This is a genomic window from Nocardioides fonticola (assembly GCF_039536805.1).
Taxonomy (GTDB): domain Bacteria; phylum Actinomycetota; class Actinomycetes; order Propionibacteriales; family Nocardioidaceae; genus Nocardioides; species Nocardioides fonticola.
This window is the reverse complement of the sequence record NZ_BAAAZH010000003.1, coordinates 116858-138147: the sequence shown is the minus strand read 5'-3', so window position 1 is coordinate 138147 and position 21290 is coordinate 116858. Positions and strand designations below refer to the sequence as shown.

Genomic DNA, 21290 nt, shown 5'->3' with positions numbered 1-21290 from the left:
CCGGGTCCACGCCGGGCCCGGGGTCGCGTGCGACCACGCGCGGGCGGGACGGGTCAGCGGCGTCCGAGCGGGACGACGGCCACGCTGCCGTGCGCGTGCTCGAGCACCGAGCCGGCCACCGAGCCGAACAGGGCGGTGCCGATGGGTCCGCGGCGTTCCGCGCCGACGACGACGAGGTCCATGCCGGCCGCGGCCCGCACGAGCATCTCGTCGGCCGGGCCGCGGGCGTAGCGGCACTCCACCTCGACGTCGGGGAACTTCTCGACGATGCCGGCCATGGTCTCGCTGACGAGCAGGCGGGCCTCCTCGATGTCGCCGACCCGCGGCTCGAAGAAGGCGTGGCCCATCTCGGCGTGCTCGATGTCGAAGAGGCAGTGGACGGCGATCAGACGGCGTCCGGTCAGCGAGGCCTCGCGGAAGGCGAACTCCACCGCGGCCCGCGAGGCGGGCGTCGCATCCACGCCGACCACCACACCGCCGGGGCGGGCAACGACGGCGTCCCGGACGACGACCACCGGGCACGGCGCATGCCGGGCGACGGCGGCGCTCACCGAGCCGAGCAGCAGGCTCGCCACCGGGCCGCGGCCACGTGAACCGACGACCAGCAGCGCGGCGGTCGCGCCGACGGAGTGCAGCACCGAGCGCGGATCGCCGTCCACGAGCCGGGTGTGCACCGGCAGGTCGGGGTGCCGCTCCTGCACGCGGATCTCGGCGGCGAGCAGGTGGGCGCGGGCCTCGACCCGGATCGCCTCGCGCAGCTGCACGTGGTCGATGCCGGCCTGGTCGAGCCACAGGCCGCTGACCGGACCCGTCACGGGCGCGGCGTGCAGCAGCACGAGCGGACGGCGCTCGAGCGCGGCGTGGTCGGCGGCCCATTCGACCGCGCGGCGCGACTCGGTGGATCCGTCGACGCCGACGACGACGGCGCCGACGATGTCGGCGGAGTCGGTGTGATCAGAGCCGGCGTGATCAGGGCCGGTGTGGTCAGGGCCGGTGTGATCGGCGGACGCTGACTGCGGGGAGGTGGTGTCGCTGGTGCCCATGGCTCCAGCGTTCTCCGATCCCGACCCGCCCCCCAGGGGCAGCGAACCCGGAGCCGGAGGGTCCGACGTCCCGGGAGCCCCGGGCCGGGGGTCAGTAGCCTTCGGTCCGTGACGACGTTGCTGGCGGTGCTGTGCGTCGTCCTCACCGCGCTCGTCATCGCCCTGGCCACCGCGCTGTCGCGGGTGCGCGCCGAGCTGGCGGCCTCACGGGCGCTCGTGGCGCGCCTGGAGGCCGATCTGGACGTCGCGCTGCGTCCCCCGCCGCCGGCGACCGCGGCCGAGCGCGCCGTCCGGGCCGTCGTCGGCACCGCCGCCCTGGTGCGGCGCCACGGCGTCACCGGGCTGCTGGCGATGTCGCTGGACGACCTGACCGCGTGGGCGTTGGAGAAGCGCCCCGACATCCTCGAGGTGGCCGCCCCGGACGGCACGGTCACCCTGTTCTTCTCCGACATCGAGGACTCCACCGCGCTCAACCACCGGCTCGGCGACCGAGCATGGGTGAAGGTGCTGGAGGCGCACGACGCCGTCGTCCGCTCGGCGGTGGAGAAGCGGCACGGGCAGGTCGTGAAGACGGCCGGCGACTCCTTCATGGTGGCCTTCCGCGACCCGGTGTCGGCCGTGCGTGCGGCCCGCTCGATCCAGCGCACCCTCGCCCGCACCCTCGATCCGCGGCTGCGGCTGACCCCCGTGCGGGTGCGCATCGGCATCCACACCGGCCGGGTGATCTCCCGCGACGGCGACTACTTCGGCACCAACGTCGCGCTGGCCGCCCGGGTCGCGGCGCTCGCGGACGGCGGGGAGGTGCTGATCTCCGACGCGGTGGCGCAGGCCGTGATCGGCCGCCCGAAGGTGATGCTCGAGGCGGTCGGCGCCGTCCCGCTCAAGGGACTCGCCGGTGAGCACCTGGTCTGGCGGTTGCTCTGGGACGCGCGCTCCGGCAGACCCGCCGAACCCCCAGGATTGGTCAGCTGAGTCTGTCGGGTTGCGACGCAAGTCTTGCCTGACCAATGGCAGGAGTCACCGGGCGCCCGGTGACTCAGACGTCCGGTGACACCCCGTCACCGCGCCAGGATCACACTCGACCCGTGCCCGAAGAGCCCCTGGTTGGCGGTGATGCCGACCCGGGCGCCCTCGACCTGGCGTCCCTCGGCCTGGCCACGCAGCTGCCAGGTGAGCTCGCAGACCTGCGCGATCGCCTGCGCAGGCACGGCCTCGCCGAAGCAGGCCAACCCGCCCGACGGGTTGACCGGGATGCGGCCGCCGAGGGTGGTGTCGCCCGCGCGCAGCAGGGCCTCGGCCTCGCCGCGCTTGCACAGCTGGAGGTCCTCCATCCAGTCCAGCTCGAGCGCGGTGGACAGGTCGTAGACCTCGGCGACGTCGACGTCGGAGGGGTCGATGCCGGCCTCCTCGTAGGCGGCGATGCCGATCGACTCCTTGAAGGTGTGCTCAGGGTCGATGCCGCCGCTGGCGTCGGTGGAGAGCAGCGGCATGTCGATGACGGTGTTCGGGAAGGACGGTGTCACGGTGGCCACCGCCTTCACCCGCACCGGGTCGGTGACGCCGAGCCGGGCGGCGTACGCCGTGCTGCACAGCACGACCGCGGCGGCGCCGTCGGAGGTGGCGCAGATGTCGAGCAGGTGCAGCGGGTCGCTGACGACCGCGGAGTCGAGCACCTCCTGCGCGGCGACCTCCTTGCGGTAGCGCGCGTAGGGGTTGGTCAGGCCGTGCCGGGAGTTCTTCACCTTCACCTGGGCGAAGTCCTCGGCGGTGGCGCCGTAGAGGTCCATGCGGCGGCGCGCGTAGAGCGCGAAGTAGGCCGGGTTCGTCATGCCGAGCAGGCGGAAGCGCAGCCAGTCGGGGTCGTCCCAGCGCTCGCCGGCGTTGGGGGCCAGGAACCCCTTCGGCGTGGTGTCGGCGCCGACGACCAGCGCCACCTCGCTCATGCCCGCCAGGATGCGGGCCCGGGCGGTGTCGATGGCCTGGGCTCCGGTGGCGCACGCCGCGTAGGACGTCGCGATGCGCGCCCCGTTCCAGCCCAGCGCCGAGGCGAAGGTCGATCCGGCGACGTACCCGGCGTAGCCGTTGCGCACCGTCTCGCCGCCGACGACGAGGTCGACGTCGGTCCACGGGACGCCGGCGTCCTTCAGTGCGGCGCGGGCCGCGTGGACGCCGTATTGGACGAAGTTGCGTCCCCACTTGCCCCACGGGTGCATGCCCGCACCCAGGACGACGATGTCGTTGCTCATGCCTGCTCCCCCGCTCCTGCCGCGGCAGCCTGGACGGCGACCGGCCGCCACCGCCAGATCGTGCGCTGCACCTCGCCGTCCTCGCCCTGCTCGGTGTAGAGCGGCTCGACGACGAGCTCGGCCTCGGCGCCGACCCGCAGGTCGGCCACGCCGTAGCCGGCCGCGACCTGCCCGAGCACCACGAGGCCCTCGGGCAGCTCGACCGCGGCGAGCGCGAACGGCTCGTAGGGGTCGGTGGCCGGGATGTAGGGCGCGGGCGGGCGGTACTGCGCGTCGGTGTAGGACCAGATGCGACCCCGGCGCGCCAACGCCGTCTGCTCGAAGGTCTCCCCCTCGCACGCGGGGTTGCGGCAGAAGCCGGCCGCGGCCGCCGTCGGGGGGAAGAACACCGTGCCGCAACTGGTGCACCGGTCGGCGGTGAGCGCCGGCTCGGGCTCGGTGGTGAACCAGCCGTCGATGGCGGGGGTCGCCGTCATCCTGCCTCCAGAACTAGAACGTGTTCTGATCCTAGGGCAGGTGCCGGGTCGCGGCGCGAAAGTTTCAGCGGGTACCCGCCAAAGCTTTCGGTTCCCGTTCGAAGCTTCGGCAGGGAACCGAAAGATTCAGCGGGTACCCGCCGAAACTTCGGCGGTCCCCCGCCGAAACTTTCGGCTCCCCCAGCCCCTCAGCCCCGCGCGAGGAACGCCAACAGATCCTGCCGCGTCAGGACGCCGACCGGCTTGCCGTCCTCGTGCACCAGGACGGCGTCGGCCGACTCCAGCAGCGTGACGGCGTCGGTGGCCGGAGAGGTCGAGCCGATGGTGGGCAGCGGCGGCGACATGTGGTCCTCGACCGGGTCGGTGAGCTTCGCCCGGCCGGCGAAGAGCGCGTCGAGCAGCGCCCGCTCGGAGACCGAGCCGGCCACCTCGGCGGCCACGATCGGCGGCTCGGCGCGCAAGACCGGCATCTGCGAGACGCTGTACTCCTGCAGGATCTGCACGGCCTCGGCGATGGTCTCCGAGGGGTGGGTGTGCACGAGGTCGGGCAACGGCCCGGTCTTCGCCCGCAGCACCTCCCCGACGGTCTGCACGCCGTCGGCGTCGCCGGTCGGGAAGCCGTACTGCGCCAGCCAGTCGTCGTTGAACAGCTTGGTCAGGTAGCCGCGGCCGGAGTCGGGCAGCAGGACGACGATGACGGCGTCGCGGCCCTCGGGGGTGCCGGCGAGCTCGTGGGCGAGCTGGCGGGCCGCGAAGGCGGCCATGCCGGCCGAACCGCCGACCAGCAGCGCCTCCTCGCGGGCCAGACGGCGGGTGTAGGCGAAGGAGTCGGCGTCGGAGACCTCGATGATGCGGTCGGCGAGGGTGCGGTCGTAGGTGTCGGGCCAGAAGTCCTCGCCGACGCCCTCGACGAGGTAGGGGCGGCCGGTGCCGCCGGAGTAGACCGAGCCGGCCGGGTCGGCGCCGATGATGCGCACCGCCGGGTTCTGCTCCTTGAGGTACTTGCCGACGCCGGAGATGGTGCCGCCGGTGCCGACACCGGCGACGAAGTGGGTGATGCGGCCCTCGGTCTGGCGCCAGATCTCGGGTCCGGTGGTCTCGTAGTGAGACAGCGGGTTGTGGGGGTTGGAGTACTGGTCGGGCTTCCAGGCGCCCGGCTGTGCGGCGAGCCGGTCGGAGACGTTGTAGTAGGAGTCGGGATGCTCGGGCGCGACCGCGGTCGGGCACACCACGACCTCGGCGCCGTAGGCGCGCAGCACGTTGCGCTTGTCCTCGCTGACCTTGTCGGGGCAGACGAAGACGCACTTGTAGCCCTTGGCCTGGGCGACCATCGCCAGCCCGACGCCGGTGTTGCCCGAGGTGGGCTCGACGATCGTGCCGCCGGGCTGCAACGCGCCGGAGGCCTCGGCGGCCTCGATCATGCGCGTGGCGATGCGGTCCTTCACCGAGCCACCGGGGTTGAGGTATTCGACCTTCGCCAGGACGAGCGGACCGGTCGGGTCGGTGTCCTCGGCGGAAGGCAGGTCCAGAGTGCGCGAGAGCCTCAGCAGCGGGGTGTTGCCGATGAGGTCCAGCAGGGAGTCGACGTATTCCACGCTCCCACCCTAGGCCTCACCCTTGGGCGTAGGACGCCGCCGCCCTCAGGGGCGCGTCCCTAGACTCGACCGCATGAGCCGAGCCTCCGCCGCGCGCCGTCTGGCCTCCGCCGCAGCGTTCGGGGGCGGCGGGCTCTCCGTCGTCGGCGCCGGCCTGTACGGCGTCCTGACGTTGGAGGCCAAGCTCGCCCGCAACGCCATCGGCCCGATCGCCTCCGCTCCGCCCCCGGACTCCACCGGCTGGTACGGCCGCGGCCGCCCCGGCCCGGCCATCAAGGTCGCGGTGCTCGGCGACTCCAGCGCGGCCGGCTACGGAGTCGTCCGGGTCGAGGAGACGCCCGGCGCCCTGCTCGCCAGCGGCGTCGCCGAGTACGCCGACCGCCGGGTCTACCTGCGCGACGTCGCCGTCGTCGGCGCCCGCACCTCCGACCTCGCCGAGCAGATCGACCGCGTGCTGCCCAGCACCCCCGACGTCGCGGTGATCCTCATCGGCGCCAACGACGTCACCCACGTCGTCCCGCCGGCCGTCTCCGTGCGCCACCTCGCCGAGGCGGTGCGGCGGCTGCGCGAGGCCGGCGTCGCGGTAGTCGTGGGCACCTGCCCCGACCTGGGCACCATCAAGCCGATCGCTCCGCCGCTGAAGCAGGTCGCGCGCGCCTGGTCGCGCCGCCTGGCCGCGGGGCAGACCATCGCGGTGCTCGAGGAGGGCGGTCGCACCGTCTCCCTCGGCTCGATCCTCGGGCCTGAGTTCGCCGCCACCCCGGCCCTGCTCTTCGGCCCCGACCAGTTCCATCCCTCGGCCGAGGGCTACCGACGCCTGGCCTCGGTGCTGCTGCCCAGCACGCTGGCCGCGGTCGGGCTGACCGAGGACGACGAGAAGGAGCTCCAGAGCCTGCGCGGCGAACGGGTGCTGCCCGTCACCGAGGCCGCGCTCGAGGCCGTCGCCCACCCGGGCACCGAGCTCGACGGCACCCAGGTCGGCGGCACCCGCCTCGGCGTCCGCGGGCTGTGGGTCGAGCTGCGGCACCGTCGTCGTCGCAGCTCCGGCGAGGCGCAGACGCCCGAGGACGCCGAGCACGGCACCGAGAGTTCGGCCGAGCCCACCCCCGTCGTCCCCCCGACACCGGAGGGCATCGGCGACGCGGACGGCGACGCCGCCCCACTCGCGATCCCGGTGCCCTGACCCCGGCCGCACCGGCGCCGCCCCAGCCACCGCATCACCGCCGCACCCGCACCACGACCCGGAACGACGAGAGCCCCTCCGAGCAGTGCTCGGAGGGGCTCTCGCCTACCGGCGGACGATCTGCGTGAGATCAGTCCTGCTGGAAGTAGGCCAGGATGCGCAGCAGGTTGGTGTAGATCCAGACCAGGCTGATGGTCATGGCGAACGCGGCGCGCCACGACTCCCGCTCGGGCAGGCCGTTGCGGATGCCCTGCTCGACGAAGTCGAAGTCCATGATCAGCATGAACACACCGAGCACGAGGCCGGCGACGGCGGTGATCATGCCGAGGCCCGAGACGCCGAAGAGGCCGATCTGGGCGCCGAAGAGGCCCAGCACCAGCTCCATGAGCGAGAGCCCGATCATGCCGAACACGGCGGCGATGACGAACTTCTGGAACTTCGCGGTGACCTTGATGTCGAGGACCTTGTAGGCGGTCAGCGTGCCCGCGAAGGCGGCGAAGGTGCCGATCACCGCGCCCTGGACGACATTGCCGTCGGGGTAGGCGATGTTGAAGACCTTCGAGAGGCCGCCGAGCGCGATGCCCTCGAAGACCGCGAAGGCCAGCACGAGGGCGGGGCTGATGACCCGCTTGAAGCTGTTGACCATCGAGAGGGCGAACGCGCCGAGGCTGCCGATGGTGGCGGCGGCGAAGAGGGCGCCGAGGCCGCTGGTGTCGACGCTGGTGTTGCCGAAGGCGTCGGTGGTGGTCTCGATGCTCGGGGTGAGGATCCAGGTGGCCATCGCGGCGACGATCACGACGCCGAGGGTCAGGCCGGTCTTCTGCACCACCGTGTCGATGGTCATGGGGCCCGAGCGCACCGGCTGCGGGGTCGGCGCGTAGCCGACTCCGGTGTCACCCGGCGCGCCGACGCCCCACGAGGAGGGGTCGGAGCCGTAGTAGCCCTGGTTGCCGTAGGCGTTCGCGCCGGGGCGGTTGAACTCCTCCGAGCGGCGGAACACCGGGTTGTTGCTCTGCATGATCGCTGGTCTCCTCCCTGGAGGCCGGGCGGCCGTCACCGTGACGACTCGCCATGCACGCCACCCTAGTGGCGTCTACCCAGCTCAACGCACGCGAGCGCCGAAGGGTTCCCGGCTCAGCGAAGTCACAGACTCTCGTGGGGCGGCGATCAGCGACGCCGCAGCCGCACCACCGTGTCGGTCACCTCGAGCGGCCCGTCGGGCGTCTGCTGCACGCGTCGGGGCTCGGCGGCGACCTCGGTCTCCCAGTCGTCTGTGGCGAAACAGCCCACGACCTCCTCAGCGGTGAACATGAGGCCCTCGCCGTGCGGACGCCGCACGCCGCTCTCGTGGTCGGCGGGGTGATGACCGACGATCAGCAGTCGACCTCCGGGCGCGACCGCATCGGCCATGTGGGCGTAGGCGGCGTGCCGCAGCTCGGCGGGCAGGTGCAGGAAGTGGGAGGTCACCAGGTCGTACGGGCCGCCGGGCAACGGCTCCCCCGCCAGGACGTCGTAGGGCGCGGTCGCGACCTGCACCCCGGCCTCGGCGGCGTGCGCGGCAGTGCGCTCGAGGGCGACCACCGAGACGTCGACGCCGGTCGTGGTCCAGCCCTGGGAGGCCAGCCACACGGCGTCCGCGCCCTCGCCGCAGCCGACGTCGAGCGCCGTCCCGGGGGTCAGACCCGCGACCTGCTCGACCAGGCGCTGGTTGGGGTTGCCGCTCCAGACCCGCTGGGACTCGCCGTAGCGGTGGTCCCAGAACTCCCGGGTGTGCGGGGCGAACGGCTGCTCGGTCTGCTCGTGCTCGTGCTCGTGCCGGTGGCTCACGCCCTGATCCTGCCAGGTGGCCCCGCCCGCCCCGCCGTGGTGACAGCACGTGATCGACACCATGGACGGCGGCCGCCCACCCCACCCCAACGGACCAGGCGCCCCATCCCGGGGGCTGCCTACGGTCGCAGGCGTTCCCTCTCCCAGGAGGTGACTCCCGGCTCCGGCCTCCCTGCCGACCGGGACAGGTGGTCTCCCCCGGCTCTGGGGCGGGGGCCACCTGGCATCTCCGGGGGCCGGCGGCACTGCGGCGGCACTGCGGCGGCCGGCGGCGGCCGGCGGCGAACTCAGTCGGCGAAGAAAAGGTCGGGACGGTCGAGGAAGGCCCGCCACTGGGCGACCATCTCCAGGTCGGTGAAGGAGCGTTCGTGGATGCCGCGGTCGTCGAGCTCGAAGATCTGCGCCTCCGGGACGGCGGCCACCATCGGCGAGTGCGTCGCGTAGACGACGTGCGTGCCCGGCTGGTCGGCCAGCCACCGCAGCCGATCGAGGAGCAGCAGCGTGTTGCCGAAGGAGAGCGGACCCTCCGCCTCGTCGAGGAGGTAGAGGCCAGGTTCGCGGAAGCGGCCCTCGATCGCGGCGAGATAGGACTCCCCGTGGCTGACCTCGTCGGGCGGCGGGCCGTACCCGGGCACCTGCTGGCCGCTCATGAAGCTCAGCACGCCGAGCGCCGTCTCGGCCCGCAGGAAGAACCCGGCGCTGCGGCCCGCGACGGCATGGCCGCCCGTGGCGATCTCCAGGTCGAGCGCGCCGCCCAGGGGCGTGCCCGCCTGCTCGACCGCGTACCGACGCGCTCCGTGCCCGCCCCGGACGTCGAGCCCGTAGGCCTCCGCGATCGCCTCCACCAGCGTCGACTTGCCGCTGCCGTTGGCGCCCAGGAGCACCGTGAACGACGACGTCAGTCGCAGCCCCTCGCGCGCCACCGCGGCGATCGCGGGCACCGTGAAGGGCCACCTGCGGTCGTCGTCACCCGGGCGCACCCGGATCGCACGCAGCAGCATGGGGCGAGTCTGGCAGGACGACGCCGCTGCGCGCCGGATCCTCGAAGCGCCGGTGCCCCCACTGGGATTCGAACCCAGACTGTGCCGCTTTTAAGGCGGCTTCCTCTGCCGGTTGGGATATGGGGGCGTCCGAGGCGCGGAGGCCTCAGAGGTAGGTCTTGCGCTGGTAGATCGCGTGGGCGCCGGCGACGCGGTCGAGGAACAGCAGGCCCTGGCAGTGGTCGATCTCGTGCTGGAGCGCGCGGGCCTCGAAGGCGTTGGCGGTGATCTCGACCTCCTCGCCGGTGCCCGGCAGTTGCCCCCGGACGACGAGCCGCGAGGCGCGCTTCACGTCGCCGGTGAGGTCGGGCACGCTCATGCAGCCCTCGCGGGCCTTCTCGTTGCGGCTGGACTCCACGACGACCGCGTTGCACAGCACGTAGGTGCCGTGGTGGTCGCGGGTCTTGGGGTGCTCGGAGACGTCGACGCTGAACATCTGGGCGCTCACGCCGACCTGCGGCGCGGCCAGGCCGACGCATCCCGGGCTCACCCGCATCGTGGCGACCAGGTCGGCGGCCAACTGGATCGCCTCGGCCGACGTGGGGTCGACGACCCCGCCGACGGTGGACAGGACGACGGCGGGCGCGCGCACGACGTCTCGGACCCGGCCCTCGACGCCGAGCTCGGCCTCGGTCCAGGCGAGCACCCGGGGATTGACCCCGCTGCCGCTCGACGGATCGCTCACAGTTCGTCGGCCTCCGCCGGACGCAGGGTCGCACCCACCCCGAGGGCCGCGGCGGCCTGGCCGATGGCGGTGGCCACCGCGTCGGCGTCCGCGCCCGCCGGCAGGTCGATCTCGGCGATCAGCAGGTAGAGGTCGCCGGCGAGGCGGGTGGTGAGGTCGGTGATGTTGCCACCGACAGCGGCCACCTCGGCCACGATGGAGGACACGATGCCGGGCCGGTCGCCGCCGTGCACGGTGAGCACCCAGCCGCTCGCGGCCGGGGCGGCGTCCGCGGCGGTGGTGACCTCGCGGACCTCGATGGCCAGGCTGCCGTCCTCGGTGATCGGCGCGAGCGCCGCCTCGATCGCCGACGCCTCGGCGTCGCCGGCGCAGACCAGCATCATCGCGAAGTGGCCGCGCAGCAGGGTCATCGTGGAGTCCTCGAGGTTGAGGCCCAGCTCGGCGAGGCGGCCGGTGGTCTCGGCGATGATGCCGGGACGGTCCTGGCCCAGGACGGTGATGGCGTGGACGGTCACCGGGGCATTCTGGCAGGCGCAGGACCGACCTCCGGACCGAGCACCGCCAGCGTGGGACGAGGACCAGGAGACCTCCCCGCGGACGGATTCGCCCGCGCCGTCGTCCCACCAGCACCACCTGACGGGCGAAACCTGCAGCCCTCAGATACTCCACGCGATCCCATCGAGGATGTCCGCCTCGGCGACGACGAGGTGCTCCGCCGAGGTCCGCGCGAGCACCCGGCTGACGATGAGGGCGCCGGCGGCGATGACGTCGGCGCGCCCGGGGTGCATCCAGCCGAGGGCGAGGCGTTCGGCCACGGTCATGGCGACCAGCTCGTCGCACAGCGCATGCACGGCCGGCATCGGCAGCCGCGCGTGATCGACGGCGTCGGGATCGAAGGACGGCAGGTGCAGCACGCCCGCGGCGACGCTGGTGAAGGTGCCGGCGACGCCGACGACCGTGGCGCCGAGCGCGGCGTCGACGGGGCAGGCGTCGAGCTGGGCGTCGATGTCGGCCACGCAGGCGGCGATCTCGGCGGCGGTCGGCGGGTCGGAGTGCAGGTGGCGTTCGGTGAGGCGCACCGAGCCGATGTCCATCGAGTGCGAGGCCGTCGGTGCGGTGTCGCCGAGGATCAGCTCGGTCGATCCGCCGCCGACGTCGACCACGAGCACCGGTCGCGGCGCATCGGGAAGGCCGCGGACGGCGCCGGCGAAGGCCAGCGAGGCCTCCTCCTCCCCCGAGAGCACCTCGGGCCGCACCCCGAGCCGGGCGAGGACGCCGTCGCTGAACACGGCGGCGTTGCTGGCGTCGCGGGTGGCGGAGGTGGCGCAGAAGCGGATGTCCTCGCGCGCGACGCCGTGCTGCTCGATGAGCACCGCGTACTCCTCCACGGCCGCGAAGGCCCGGTCGAGCGCCTCGTCGGCGAGCCGCCCGGTGGCGTCGACGCCCTGGCCGAGCCGGATCATCCGCGAGGTGCGCACGGAGACCTCGGGGAGGCGGCCGATGAGGAGCTTGATGGTGTTGGTGCCGCAGTCGATGGCGGCTACCGGTCCACGCACCGGCCCTCCTCCCACCAGGCGCCGAGCAGGTCGAGCACCTCGTCGCCCAGCGGGTTCACCCCGCGGCCCTGGGCCAGGGACTGGCCGGCCAGCACGTGCAGGCACTTCACGCGGGTCGGCATGCCGCCGGCCGAGATGCCGGCGATCTCCTCGACCTCGCCGAGCTCGGCCCGGGCGGCCAGGTAGCGCTCGTGGGCGGCGGCGTAGGCGGCGGCCAGGTCGGCGTCCTCCCCGAGCCGGGCCTCCATCTCCTTCATCAGCCCGCCGCCCTCGAGGGAGCCGATGCGCGAGGCCGCGCGCGGGCAGGTGAGGTAGTAGGTCGTCGGGAACGGCGTGCCGTCGGGCAGGCGCGGCTCGGTGGTGACGACGTCGGGGTTGCCGCAGGGGCAGCGGTGGCCGACCTCGTGGATCCCGCGGGGCGTCCGACCGAGCTGGGCTCCGATGGCCGCTTCGTCCACGGGGTCGATCACGGGTCGATCACTGTCCTTCCTGCTTCTCCCCCGAGCCGTCGATCTCGGTCAGGGGCGGGGTTCCGGGGTTCTTGGGCGGGTCGCCGGCGGTCTGCACCGAGGCCCAGGCGTCATCCCACCACGGCTTCGGGCTGGTCGGTTCACCGACGCTGCTCGGGTCGCCGAGCTCGGACTCGCTCTGCAGCGGCTCGCCGTCCTCGCCGAGGACGACGTAGGAGGTCTCACCGCGGCCGACGTAGCCGAACCGCTCGCGAGCCACCTGCTTGACGTACTCGGGGTCCTCCCAGCGCCGCTTCTCCCGCTCGAGGTCGTCGATCGCCGCCTGGCGACGGGCGATCTCGCTGTGCAGGTCGTCGAGCTCGCTGCGCTGCTGGAGGTAGGCCTTGGCCGAGGAGGCGTAGCTGACGGCGAGCACCGCCAGCACGACCACCAGGATCGCGGCCCGGCCGGTGAGCCGGGGCCGCGGTCGCTTCGCCGTCGCGACCGGGGACGCCGCCCGCTCCCGAGCCGCGCGCGCGGCACCGGGGGCGGCCGGCCGATCGGCGGGCCGCTCCGGTCGCTCGGGGGAACGAGCCCCCGAGCGGCCGGGTCCGGTGCGTCCGCGGGGACCCGAACCCCGCGGCTTGCGTCGAGGGTCGGGACTCACCGCCCTAGCGTGACTCAGGAGGTGTAGCGCGGGAACGCCGACACACCGGCGTAGCGCGCGGCATCCCCGAGAAGGTCCTCGATGCGCAGCAGCTGGTTGTACTTCGCGACCCGCTCGGAGCGTGCGGGGGCGCCGGTCTTGATCTGGCCGCAGTTGGTGGCCACGGCGAGGTCGGCGATGGTGGTGTCCTCGGTCTCGCCGGACCGGTGGCTCATCATGCAGCGGTAGCCGTTGCGGTGGGCCAGGTCGACGGAGTCGAGGGTCTCGGTGAGCGAGCCGATCTGGTTGACCTTCACCAGCAGCGCGTTGGCCTGGCCGCCGGCGATGCCGCGGGCGAGGCGCTCGACGTTGGTGACGAACAGGTCGTCGCCGACGAGCTGGGTCTTCGAGCCGAGCTGGTCGGTGATGGCCTTCCAGCCCTCCCAGTCGTCCTCGTCGAGGGGGTCCTCGATGGAGACGATCGGGTAGGAGGCGACGAGCTCGGCGTAGTACGCGGTCATCTCGTCGGCGCTCTTCTGCGCACCCTCGAAGGTGTAGCGGCCCTCGGAGCAGAACTCGGTGGCGGCGACGTCGAGGGCGAGGACGACGTCGGTGCCCAGCTTCTGGCCGGTCTTCTCGATCGCCTCGGCGATGAGGTCGAGCGCGGCGCGGTTGCTCGGCAGGTCGGGGGCGAAGCCGCCCTCGTCGCCGACGCCGGTGGCCAGACCGCGGCTCTTCAGCACCGACTTCAGGGCGTGGTAGACCTCGGCGCCGCTGCGCAGGGCCTCTTTGAAGGTGGGGGCGCCGACCGGAGCGATCATGAACTCCTGGATGTCGACGTTGGTGTCGGCGTGGGCGCCGCCGTTGAGGATGTTCATCATCGGCACGGGCAGCACGTGCGCGTTGGGCCCGCCGACGTAGCGGAAGAGCGGGAGGCCGGCGGAGTCGGCGGCGGCGCGGGCGACGGCCAGCGAGACGCCGAGGATCGCGTTGGCGCCGAGCTGCGCCTTGTTCGGGGTGCCGTCGAGGTCGAGCATCGTCTGGTCGAGCACGCGCTGGTCGTCGGCGTCGAGGCCCTCGACCGCAGGGCCGATGGCGAGGTTGACGGCGTCGACGGCCTTCTGCACGCCCTTGCCGAGGTAGCGCTCGCCGCCGTCGCGCAGCTCGACGGCCTCGAAGGCGCCGGTGGAGGCACCGCTCGGCACGGCGGCGCGCGCGAAGGTGCCGTCGTCGAGGACGACCTCGACCTCGACGGTGGGGTTGCCGCGGGAGTCGAGGATCTCGCGGGCGCCGACTGCTTCGATGGATGCCACGGTGGGTGCTCCTGGGTCGCTACGGGTGACGGTGGGCCGATCGGCCGCGCAGCAGCCTAGTGGCACTCAGGGCACCGCCCGGCGCGGGCGTCTCAGGGCCTGCGGTCCGGTCGGACCGATCAGCGCTGCCCCGGGTACACGCCGAGGTCGCAGATCGTGTACGTCGTGCCGTCGGGCGCGGCCGACCGCAGATCGGGGAGCCGGAACGTCGTCTGCCCGTCGCCGCCGAACCGGTTGCCGATGAGGCTGTAGAGCGCCTGGTAGTCGGCGATCCGCAGTTCCTGACCCGCCGCCGGCAGTCCGTTGCCGATGCTGCCCGCGGTCAGGCGGATCTCAGCGACCGTGCACTCCGACCCGTTGCCCGCGAACGCCACCGAGGTGTCGTTCCCGAACGGGCCCGCCGCCGGGACGACGACCGCCTTCTCCTTGGCCTTGCAGGAGCCGGTGGCGGGCAGCACCCGGACCGCACCGTCGCGGGCCACGCACAGGACGGCGGGGGTCGTGACCGTGCCACGCTCGGCGCTTCCCCCGACGCCGGCCACGGCCGTCAGCGGCACGGCGAGAGCGGCACCGGCCGCGGCCGCGAGGAAGGCGATGGTCGCGGTGCGCAGACCGGCGCGATGCGAGGAACCGGAGGAGCCGGACGGGACGGCGGAACCGGGGGCGGGGTGGTCGGACACGGGGCCTCCTGAGGTCGGGTGGCGCCGACGCTAGCGTCGGGTGCCGACCGCGGGACGCCGAACGGCCTCACCGATCCTGGTCGGCCCTCTCCCCCGCCTTGATCTCCTCCCACCGTGCGGTGACCTCGTCGGCGCTGAGCCCCGCGGCGGCCGCGCGCTGCTCCGGCGTCCCGAAGACGTGCGGGTTGCGGCGGCGCATCTTGTCGGCGAGCCCGGCCACGACGTCGTCGAGGGTGAACCGGCCCTCCTCCTCGGCGATGGCGGCGTGGAAGTAGACCTGGAGGAGCAGGTCGCCGAGCTCCTCGCGCAGGTGCTCGGAGTCGCCTTCGAGGATCGCCTCGGCGACCTCCTCGGCCTCCTCGCGCAGGTAGGGCAGCAGCGAGAGGTGGGTCTGCTCGCGCTTCCAGGCGCACTCGGCACGCAGCCGGCGCATCATCTCCCGGAACTCCAGGAGGGGTTCGTCGCTCATGCGTGGCCGGGCGTCGGGGTGGGGATCAGGACGCCGGCGCGGCGCCCGCGACCGGCAGGCAGCGCTGGTTCGCCGGCAGCGCGCCCACGGCGGCGGGGGCGGGCGTGGCGGCGTCGGCGGCCTTGGCGGTGGCGCTCAGCGCCACCGAGAGGCTCTGCGGGGTGCCCTCGTCGCCGGTGGCGGTGAAGTCGAGCGGGTCGAAGAGCGGGTTGGTCTCGATGCCCGCCTTCTGCTGGTAGTCGGCGATGAGCTGGTTGGCGGCGGCCTGGCGCACCTGGTTGTCGGTGGTGGCGCCGAGCTTGGCGGTGATGACCTGGTCGAGGACGTCGTTGAGGTAGGCGCTCGCGGCGAACACCGGCAGCGCCTTGGCCGCGGTGGCGTCGCTGACGCCGGTGATCGAGCCGCGCGCCGTCTCCTCGTTGCGGGTGTAGATCTGCTCGGCGTCGAGACCGTTCTCGGTCGCGAGCGCGTCGGCGATGTCCTTGAGCGCGAGCTGGGCGAGCACGATGTTGCGCAGCTGGGCGCCGCTGAAGCCCTGGCCGATCAGCTGCGGGTTCGCCTGGAGCGCCTCGCAGGTGGGGGTGACGGCGTCGTCCACGCGCTGCACCGAGATCGTGCGGTCGCCGATCTTCGCGGCCACGCCGGGCTCGAAGGTGGCGTCGGAGACGCCGCAGCCCGAGACGAGCACGGAGAGGGACACAGCGGCCGAGGCCAGGGCGAGAACGGGACGCAGTCGCACGACGGCTCCTTCACCGGACGGGTGCCGGGCACCCGATTGATGTGACGCACACCATTCAAGCACCCGGCACGGCTCACGACGCGGGAGGGTCGATGACGGCGTCGATGACGCCGCGGGCCCACTCCAGCAGGGCGATGCCGTCGAGCGGACGGCCCCCGATGACGGCGGTCTGGGGCCGCGGCACCAGGATCGTGTCGACCGCCGGCTTGACCAGCGACTTCGGGTAGAGCCGCTGGAGCCGGACGACGCGCGACTCGGGCAGCGAGACCGGCGCGAAGCGCACGTTGCGCCCGGCGATGGTGACCTCGCCGATGCCCGCCGCGCGGGCACGGGCGCGGAACCGGGCCACCAGCAGGAGGCTGATGACCGGGATGGGCGGCTCGCCGTACCGGTCGAGGAGCTCCTCGTTGATGGCGTCGACGTCGTCGTCGGAGCGCACCTCGGCCAGTCGCTTGTACATCTCCAGGCGCAGCCGCTCGGAGGGGATGTAGTCGTGCGGCAGGTGGGCCTCGACGGGGAGCTCGATGCGCACCTCGGCGAGCTCCTGCTCGCCCTCGCCCTTGAAGTCCTGCACCGCCTCGCCGACCAGACGCACGTAGAGGTCGAAGCCGACGTCGGCGATGTGGCCCGACTGCTCGCCGCCGAGCAGGTTGCCGGCGCCGCGGATCTCGAGGTCCTTCATCGCGATCGCCATGCCACCGCCCAGATCGGAGTGCTGGGCGAGGGTGGCCAGGCGCTCGTGCGCGGTCTCGGTGAGCGGCTTCTCCCCCGGGTAGAGGAAGTAGGCGTAGGCGCGCTCGCGGGAGCGACCGACGCGGCCGCGCAGCTGGTGCAGCTGGGAGAGGCCGAGGGTGTCGGCGCGCTCGATGATCATCGTGTTGGCGTTGGAGACGTCGAGGCCGGACTCCACCAGGGTGGTGCACACGAGCACGTCGAAGCGCTTCTCCCAGAAGTCGAGCATCACCTGCTCGAGCTGGCGCTCGTTCATCTGGCCGTGCGCGGTGGCGACTCTCGCCTCGGGCACCAGCTCGCCGAGCCGGGCTGCGGCCTTCTCGATCGAGTTGACCCGGTTGTGGATGTAGAACACCTGTCCGTCGCGCAGCAGCTCGCGGCGGATAGCGGCGATCACCTGGCGGTCCTCGTAGGCGCCGACGTAGGTGAGCACCGGGTGCCGCTCCTCAGGCGGGGTGGTGATGGTCGACATCTCACGGATGCCGGTGATCGCCATCTCCAGGGTGCGCGGGATCGGGGTGGCGCTCATGGAGAGGACGTCGACGCTGGTGCGCAGCCGCTTCATCTGCTCCTTGTGCTCCACGCCGAAGCGCTGCTCCTCGTCGACGATGATCAGGCCGAGGTCCTTGAAGCGGATGTCGGGGTTGAGCAGCCGGTGGGTGCCCACGACGACGTCGACGGTGCCGTCGGCGAGCCCTGCCATCACCTCGGCGGCCTCCTTGTCGGACTGGAAGCGCGAGAGCGCCTTGAGCACCACCGGGAAGCCGCTCATGCGCTCGGTGAAGGTCGAGAGATGCTGGGTGACCAGCAGCGTGGTGGGCACCAGGACGGCGACCTGCTTGCCGTCCTGCACGGCCTTGAACGCCGCCCGGACGGCGATCTCGGTCTTGCCGTAGCCGACGTCGCCGCAGATGAGGCGGTCCATCGGCATGGTGCGCTCCATGTCGCGCTTCACCTCGTCGACCGTGACCAGCTGGTCGACGGTCTCGGTGAAGGGGAAGGCGTCCTCGAGCTCGCGCTGCCAGGGGCTGTCGGCGCCGAAGGCGTGGCCCTTCGTGGCCTGCCGCGCGGCGTAGAGCTTGATGAGCTCGGCCGCGATCTCGCGCACGGCCTTGCGGGCGCGGCTCTTGCGCTTGGCCCAGTCGGCGCCGCCGAGCCGGTCGAGGCTGGGCTGCTCGCCGCCGACGTAGCGGGTGACCTGGTCGAGGGCGTCGGCGGGCACGTAGAGCCGGTCGGGCGGGGCGCCGCGCTTGCTGGCGCCGTACTCGAGCACGAGGTACTCGCGCACCGCGCCCTGCACCTCACGCTGCTTCATCTCCACGAACCGGCCCACGCCGTGCTGCTCGTGGACGACGTAGTCGCCGGTCTTCAACTCGAGCGGATCGATCTGCCGCTTGCGCCGGGCGGGCATGCGCCGCATGTCGCGGGTCGAGGACTTCTGGCCGGTGATGTCCTCGCCGGTGAGCAGCGCGAGCCGGGCGTCGTCGTCGACGAAGCCGTGGGTGAGGCTGCCGCAGCTGACGGTGACCACGGCCGGGTCGGCACCGGCGGTCTCGTCGAGGCGGGCCGGCACCCCCGCCTCGCCGAGCACCTCGAGGGTGCGGTTGGCCGGGCCGTGGGCGGGCTGCACCACGAGCACCCGGTAGCCGGCCTCGCGCCAGCGTGCGATATCGGCGACCGCGCGGTCGATCTCGCCGCGATAGGCCTCGGCCGGCTGCGCGGAGAGGGTGCGGGTGGGGACGCCGACGTCGGCGGCGTCGAGGAGCGCCTCGTCGACCTCGATGCCGAAGGGGCTCATGGTCCACCAGGGCTGCCCGAGCGCGATCGCGTGCTCGCGCACCTCGGCGAGGGTGCGGTAGGACGCCGCCCCGAGGTCGATCGGCGCGCTGCCGCCCGAGGCGGCGGCCGCCCAGCTGGCCCCGAGGAACTCCTCGGAGGTGGCCACGAGGTCGTGGGCGCGACGACGCACCCGCTCGGGGTCGAGGACGACGACGTGGGTGCCGCCCGGCATGACGTCGAGCAGCAGCTCGAGCTCGTCGACGAGCACGGGGGCGAGGGACTCCATGCCCTCCACGGCGATGCCGGCGGCGATCTTGTCGGTGAGCTCGACCAGCTGCGGGTGGGCCTGGCCGAGCGCGGCGGCACGGGCCCGCACCTCGTCGGTGAGCAGCAGTTCGCGGCACGGCGGCGCCCAGAGCCGGTCGGTCTTCTCCAGGGTGCGCTGGTCGGCGACGGAGAAGCTGCGGATCTCCTCGACGTCGTCGCCGAAGAACTCCACGCGCAGCGGGTGCTCCTCGGTGGGCGGGAAGACGTCGACGATGCCGCCGCGCACCGCGAACTCGCCGCGCTTCTCGACGAGGTCGACGCGGGCGTAGGCGGCGTCGGCGAGCGAGCGGACGACGTCGTCGATGTCGACGCTGTCGCCGACATGGAGCTCGACCGGCTCGAGGTCGCCCAGCCCCTTCACCTGCGGCTGGAGCACCGAGCGGACGGGAGCGACGACGACCTGGAGCGGTCCGGTGCCGGCGTCCGGGCCGGGGTTCTGGAGCCGGCGCAGCACCGCGAGGCGACGGCCGACGGTGTCGCTGCGCGGGCTCAGCCGTTCGTGCGGCAGCGTCTCCCAACTCGGGTAGAGGGCGACGGCGGCGGGGTCGACGAGCCCGGCGAAGGCGGGGTCGGCCAGCGCGGCGACAAGGTCTTCGGCCTCTCGGCTGGTGGCGGTGACGACCAGGACGACGCGGCCGGCGCCGACGAGCCCGGCGGCCAGGAACGGGCGCAGCGCCTCGGGGCCGGTGAGGTCGAGGGAGGTGAGGCGACCCTCGGCGGCGTCGGCGAGCACACCGGCGAGGGAGGGCTGCGCCAACACGGCCGCGGTGAAGCCGGACGACGGCGCGAGACCGGTCGTGGACACGTGGGGAACCTCCGGGACGAGCAGCACGAAAGCCCCCGCTCACGAAACGGAGAGGGGGTGTGCTCCCAGCCTAGACGGCACCGCCGACAACCTCGGAGGCGCGGGCGGAGGCGCGGGCAGGGGCGCGCGCAGGCGCCGCGACGGCGGCGGAACGACCCCATGATCCGTTCCGCCGCCCGCGACGACGTGCCGGTCTGCGACGGCACCTGGAGGGGGGCGGTGGCATCGCATCCGGCGGTGTCCGACCCGGGGGGCTCGTCGGACATCACGAGTGTGGCCGCGCCCGGCGCCCCGGAGGAGCCGTAACCGCGGAGAAACACACTTTCCGGAGGAAGTCCGGATCTTCGCGACGCTCCACCCCGCGTGGATCCGGGCCCACGCCTGAACGATCGTTCAGATCGAGGAGCGTCAGGTCTAGACCGATACCTGCCCCGTGCCGGCGGGACGGTCGGCGAAGAATGCCGACCACACCTGCTCCACGATCGCCTCCGTCGGCGTCGCGGGCGCCCCCAGCAGCTGGGTGAGCAGGACGACGAGCGCGAGATGGGCCCGATCGAGCGAGGGGACGCCGTCCGCGGCCGCCGCCGCGGAGGGGCCCGCGGTCGCCACCAGGTCGGCCAGCCGTTCGCGGACGAGGTCCTCCCCCGGCGCGACCGGCCCGTGGCAGGCCAGATCGGCCAGGTAGGGCTCGGTGATGTCGAGGTGGGTGCGGGCGAAGTCGACGATGGCGCCCAGGTGGGCACGCAGCGGGTCGCTCGGCGCGGCGTCCGTGCGGCGGGCGCGCAGCAGGGCGTCCTCGGCCTGCTTGCGGAAGAGAGCGATCGCGAGGCGCTGCTTGGTGGCGAAGTGCTGATGCAGGGTCGAGGTGCCGACCCCGGCCACCCGCGCGATCTGCGCGATCGAGGTGTCGTCGAAGCCGCGGACGGCGAAGAGCTCCGCCGCCGCTGCCAGCAGCCGCGCCCGCGTGGTCTCGGCGCGACCGGTGACCGGCGCGCCCGTGCGCGCGTTCTCCAGCGGGTAGTAGTTCACCTCGGCGAGGCGGTCGTCCATGTCGCGCGAGTCGCCGCGCACGCGCAGGATGGTCATGCTCAGCGCCGTCGCCGCCAGCGCGTGCCTGCGGGCGTCGATGAGGTCGGGCGCCATCCCGGCCCGGATGCAGTGCCCGTTGACCAGCGCGGTGTGGGCGGCGAGGACGGTGTCGACGTCGAAGGGCGGCCGCACCTCCCGGCCCCAGTGCTCGACCAACGCCTCGAGCACGAGGCGCGCCTGGTCGTCGACCCCGCGCAGGTAGGCGTGGTAGCGATCGGCCCCCTGCTGCCCACCGAAGGCCCACAGCCCCATGCGCAACGACAGCTCCGGGTCGCCGGTGATGCGCTGGAACTCCGCGGTGTGCAGGGAGAGGGCGGCCTGGACCGGCAGCTGGGACCGGACGACGGACAGGATGCCGGCCGCGACCTCCTCCGCACGGGCCTCGACGCCGCCGAACACGTGGTCGAGGACGGCCTCGGCGAGCCCCTCCACCGAGCCGAAGTGGTAGACGACGCTGGCCGGGCTGGCACCGGCGCGCCGGGCGATCTCGCGGAGGCCGACGGCGCTCACCAGCGCGGGCGTGTCGAGGTCGAGCAGCGCTGCGAGGGTGGCCGCCAGGATGCGCTCGCGCAGCGGCTCGTGCTGCGGCGTCGCCGGGTCGCTGGTCACCG

Annotated in this window: 20 protein-coding genes and 1 tRNA gene; 2 read left to right on the top strand and 19 right to left on the bottom strand. The window is 73.2% G+C overall.

The window, feature by feature from the left end; translation table 11 throughout:
* Positions 1-53: 53 nt before the first annotated feature.
* The gene (locus ABD671_RS02645; RefSeq protein WP_344731657.1) at positions 54-1043 is read right to left on the bottom strand and encodes a universal stress protein; all 990 of its coding nucleotides are present in this window, start codon (positions 1041-1043) and stop codon (positions 54-56) included.
* 108 nt (positions 1044-1151) lie between these two features.
* Here ABD671_RS02645 and ABD671_RS02640 point away from each other — a divergent pair, with 108 nt between their 5' ends.
* The gene (locus ABD671_RS02640) at positions 1152-2015 is read left to right on the top strand and encodes an adenylate/guanylate cyclase domain-containing protein (protein WP_344731656.1); all 864 of its coding nucleotides are present in this window, start codon (positions 1152-1154) and stop codon (positions 2013-2015) included.
* Positions 2016-2101: 86 nt separating this feature from the next.
* On the opposite strand, the gene ABD671_RS02635 is transcribed toward ABD671_RS02640, so the two are convergent.
* The 3 genes from ABD671_RS02635 to ABD671_RS02625 form a co-directional block, all read right to left on the bottom strand.
* The gene (locus ABD671_RS02635) at positions 2102-3289 is read right to left on the bottom strand and encodes a lipid-transfer protein (RefSeq protein WP_344731655.1); all 1188 of its coding nucleotides are present in this window, start codon (positions 3287-3289) and stop codon (positions 2102-2104) included.
* Entirely contained in the window at positions 3286-3765 is a 480-nt protein-coding gene (locus ABD671_RS02630) for a Zn-ribbon domain-containing OB-fold protein (RefSeq protein ID WP_344731654.1), read from the bottom strand. The genes ABD671_RS02635 and ABD671_RS02630 overlap by 4 nt, the downstream gene beginning before the upstream one ends.
* Positions 3766-3953: 188 nt before the next feature.
* Entirely contained in the window at positions 3954-5360 is a 1407-nt protein-coding gene (locus tag ABD671_RS02625; RefSeq protein WP_344731653.1) for a cystathionine beta-synthase, read from the bottom strand.
* Positions 5361-5433: 73 nt separating this feature from the next.
* Here ABD671_RS02625 and ABD671_RS02620 point away from each other — a divergent pair, with 73 nt between their 5' ends.
* Positions 5434-6543 (top strand): SGNH/GDSL hydrolase family protein, encoded by a 1110-nt coding sequence (locus tag ABD671_RS02620; RefSeq protein WP_344731652.1) that lies wholly within the window; start codon positions 5434-5436, stop codon positions 6541-6543.
* Between the two features lie 130 nt (positions 6544-6673).
* Here ABD671_RS02620 and ABD671_RS02615 read toward each other — a convergent pair whose 3' ends face one another.
* From ABD671_RS02615 to ABD671_RS02545, 15 genes are all read right to left on the bottom strand, one after another.
* Positions 6674-7561, bottom strand: coding sequence for a Bax inhibitor-1/YccA family protein (locus tag ABD671_RS02615; protein ID WP_344731651.1), 888 nt, complete (start codon positions 7559-7561; stop codon positions 6674-6676).
* A 149-nt stretch (positions 7562-7710) separates the two neighbouring features.
* Positions 7711-8370 (bottom strand): class I SAM-dependent methyltransferase, encoded by a 660-nt coding sequence (locus tag ABD671_RS02610; protein ID WP_344731650.1) that lies wholly within the window; start codon positions 8368-8370, stop codon positions 7711-7713.
* Positions 8371-8657: 287 nt separating this feature from the next.
* On the bottom strand, positions 8658-9371 hold the full coding sequence (locus ABD671_RS02605) for a hypothetical protein (protein ID WP_344731649.1): 714 nt from the start codon (positions 9369-9371) through the stop codon (positions 8658-8660).
* A gap of 53 nt (positions 9372-9424) precedes the next feature.
* Positions 9425-9498: transfer RNA gene (locus ABD671_RS02600), tRNA-Leu, on the bottom strand.
* 18 nt (positions 9499-9516) lie between these two features.
* Complete coding sequence (gene def / locus ABD671_RS02595) at positions 9517-10095, bottom strand: peptide deformylase (RefSeq protein ID WP_344731648.1); 579 nt, start codon at positions 10093-10095, stop codon at positions 9517-9519.
* Positions 10092-10610: a glycine cleavage system transcriptional repressor gene (locus ABD671_RS02590; RefSeq protein WP_344731647.1), complete on the bottom strand. Its 519-nt coding sequence runs from the start codon at positions 10608-10610 to the stop codon at positions 10092-10094. Before ABD671_RS02590 ends, def begins: the two co-directional genes overlap by 4 nt.
* 141 nt (positions 10611-10751) lie before the next feature.
* Positions 10752-11651 (bottom strand): Ppx/GppA phosphatase family protein, encoded by a 900-nt coding sequence (locus ABD671_RS02585; protein WP_344731646.1) that lies wholly within the window; start codon positions 11649-11651, stop codon positions 10752-10754.
* Positions 11636-12121 carry a DUF501 domain-containing protein gene (locus ABD671_RS02580; protein WP_344731645.1) on the bottom strand — a complete coding sequence of 162 codons (486 nt, stop codon included), beginning with the start codon at positions 12119-12121 and terminating at the stop codon, positions 11636-11638. Before ABD671_RS02580 ends, ABD671_RS02585 begins: the two co-directional genes overlap by 16 nt.
* A 7-nt stretch (positions 12122-12128) precedes the next feature.
* Entirely contained in the window at positions 12129-12767 is a 639-nt protein-coding gene (locus ABD671_RS02575; protein ID WP_344731644.1) for an FtsB family cell division protein, read from the bottom strand.
* Between the two features lie 14 nt (positions 12768-12781).
* Positions 12782-14059, bottom strand: coding sequence for a phosphopyruvate hydratase (gene eno / locus ABD671_RS02570; protein ID WP_344731642.1), 1278 nt, complete (start codon positions 14057-14059; stop codon positions 12782-12784).
* Positions 14060-14178: 119 nt separating this feature from the next.
* Positions 14179-14739, bottom strand: coding sequence for a phage tail protein (locus ABD671_RS02565; RefSeq protein ID WP_344731641.1), 561 nt, complete (start codon positions 14737-14739; stop codon positions 14179-14181).
* Positions 14740-14806: 67 nt separating this feature from the next.
* Complete coding sequence (locus ABD671_RS02560) at positions 14807-15208, bottom strand: MazG nucleotide pyrophosphohydrolase domain-containing protein (protein WP_344731640.1); 402 nt, start codon at positions 15206-15208, stop codon at positions 14807-14809.
* A 25-nt stretch (positions 15209-15233) separates the two neighbouring features.
* A complete protein-coding gene (locus ABD671_RS02555) occupies positions 15234-15947 on the bottom strand; it encodes a hypothetical protein (protein ID WP_344731639.1) in 714 nt (237 codons plus the stop codon).
* A gap of 73 nt (positions 15948-16020) precedes the next feature.
* Positions 16021-19590 (bottom strand): transcription-repair coupling factor, encoded by a 3570-nt coding sequence (mfd, locus tag ABD671_RS02550; RefSeq protein ID WP_344731638.1) that lies wholly within the window; start codon positions 19588-19590, stop codon positions 16021-16023.
* Between the two features lie 414 nt (positions 19591-20004).
* Entirely contained in the window at positions 20005-21288 is a 1284-nt protein-coding gene (locus tag ABD671_RS02545; protein ID WP_344731637.1) for a TetR/AcrR family transcriptional regulator, read from the bottom strand.
* Positions 21289-21290: the final 2 nt, after the last annotated feature.

Bases quoted from the DNA above. Each gene is read 5' to 3' on its own strand.
- ABD671_RS02645 (WP_344731657.1), bottom strand. From the start codon at position 1,043: ATGGGCACCAGCGACACCACCTCCCCGCAGTCAGCGTCCGCCGATCAC.
- ABD671_RS02635 (WP_344731655.1), bottom strand. From the start codon at position 3,289: ATGAGCAACGACATCGTCGTCCTGGGTGCGGGCATGCACCCGTGGGGC.
- ABD671_RS02630 (WP_344731654.1), bottom strand. From the start codon at position 3,765: ATGACGGCGACCCCCGCCATCGACGGCTGGTTCACCACCGAGCCCGAG.
- ABD671_RS02620 (WP_344731652.1), top strand. From the start codon at position 5,434: ATGAGCCGAGCCTCCGCCGCGCGCCGTCTGGCCTCCGCCGCAGCGTTC.
- ABD671_RS02615 (WP_344731651.1), bottom strand. From the start codon at position 7,561: ATGCAGAGCAACAACCCGGTGTTCCGCCGCTCGGAGGAGTTCAACCGC.
- ABD671_RS02605 (WP_344731649.1), bottom strand. From the start codon at position 9,371: ATGCTGCTGCGTGCGATCCGGGTGCGCCCGGGTGACGACGACCGCAGG.
- ABD671_RS02560 (WP_344731640.1), bottom strand. From the start codon at position 15,208: ATGAGCGACGAACCCCTCCTGGAGTTCCGGGAGATGATGCGCCGGCTG.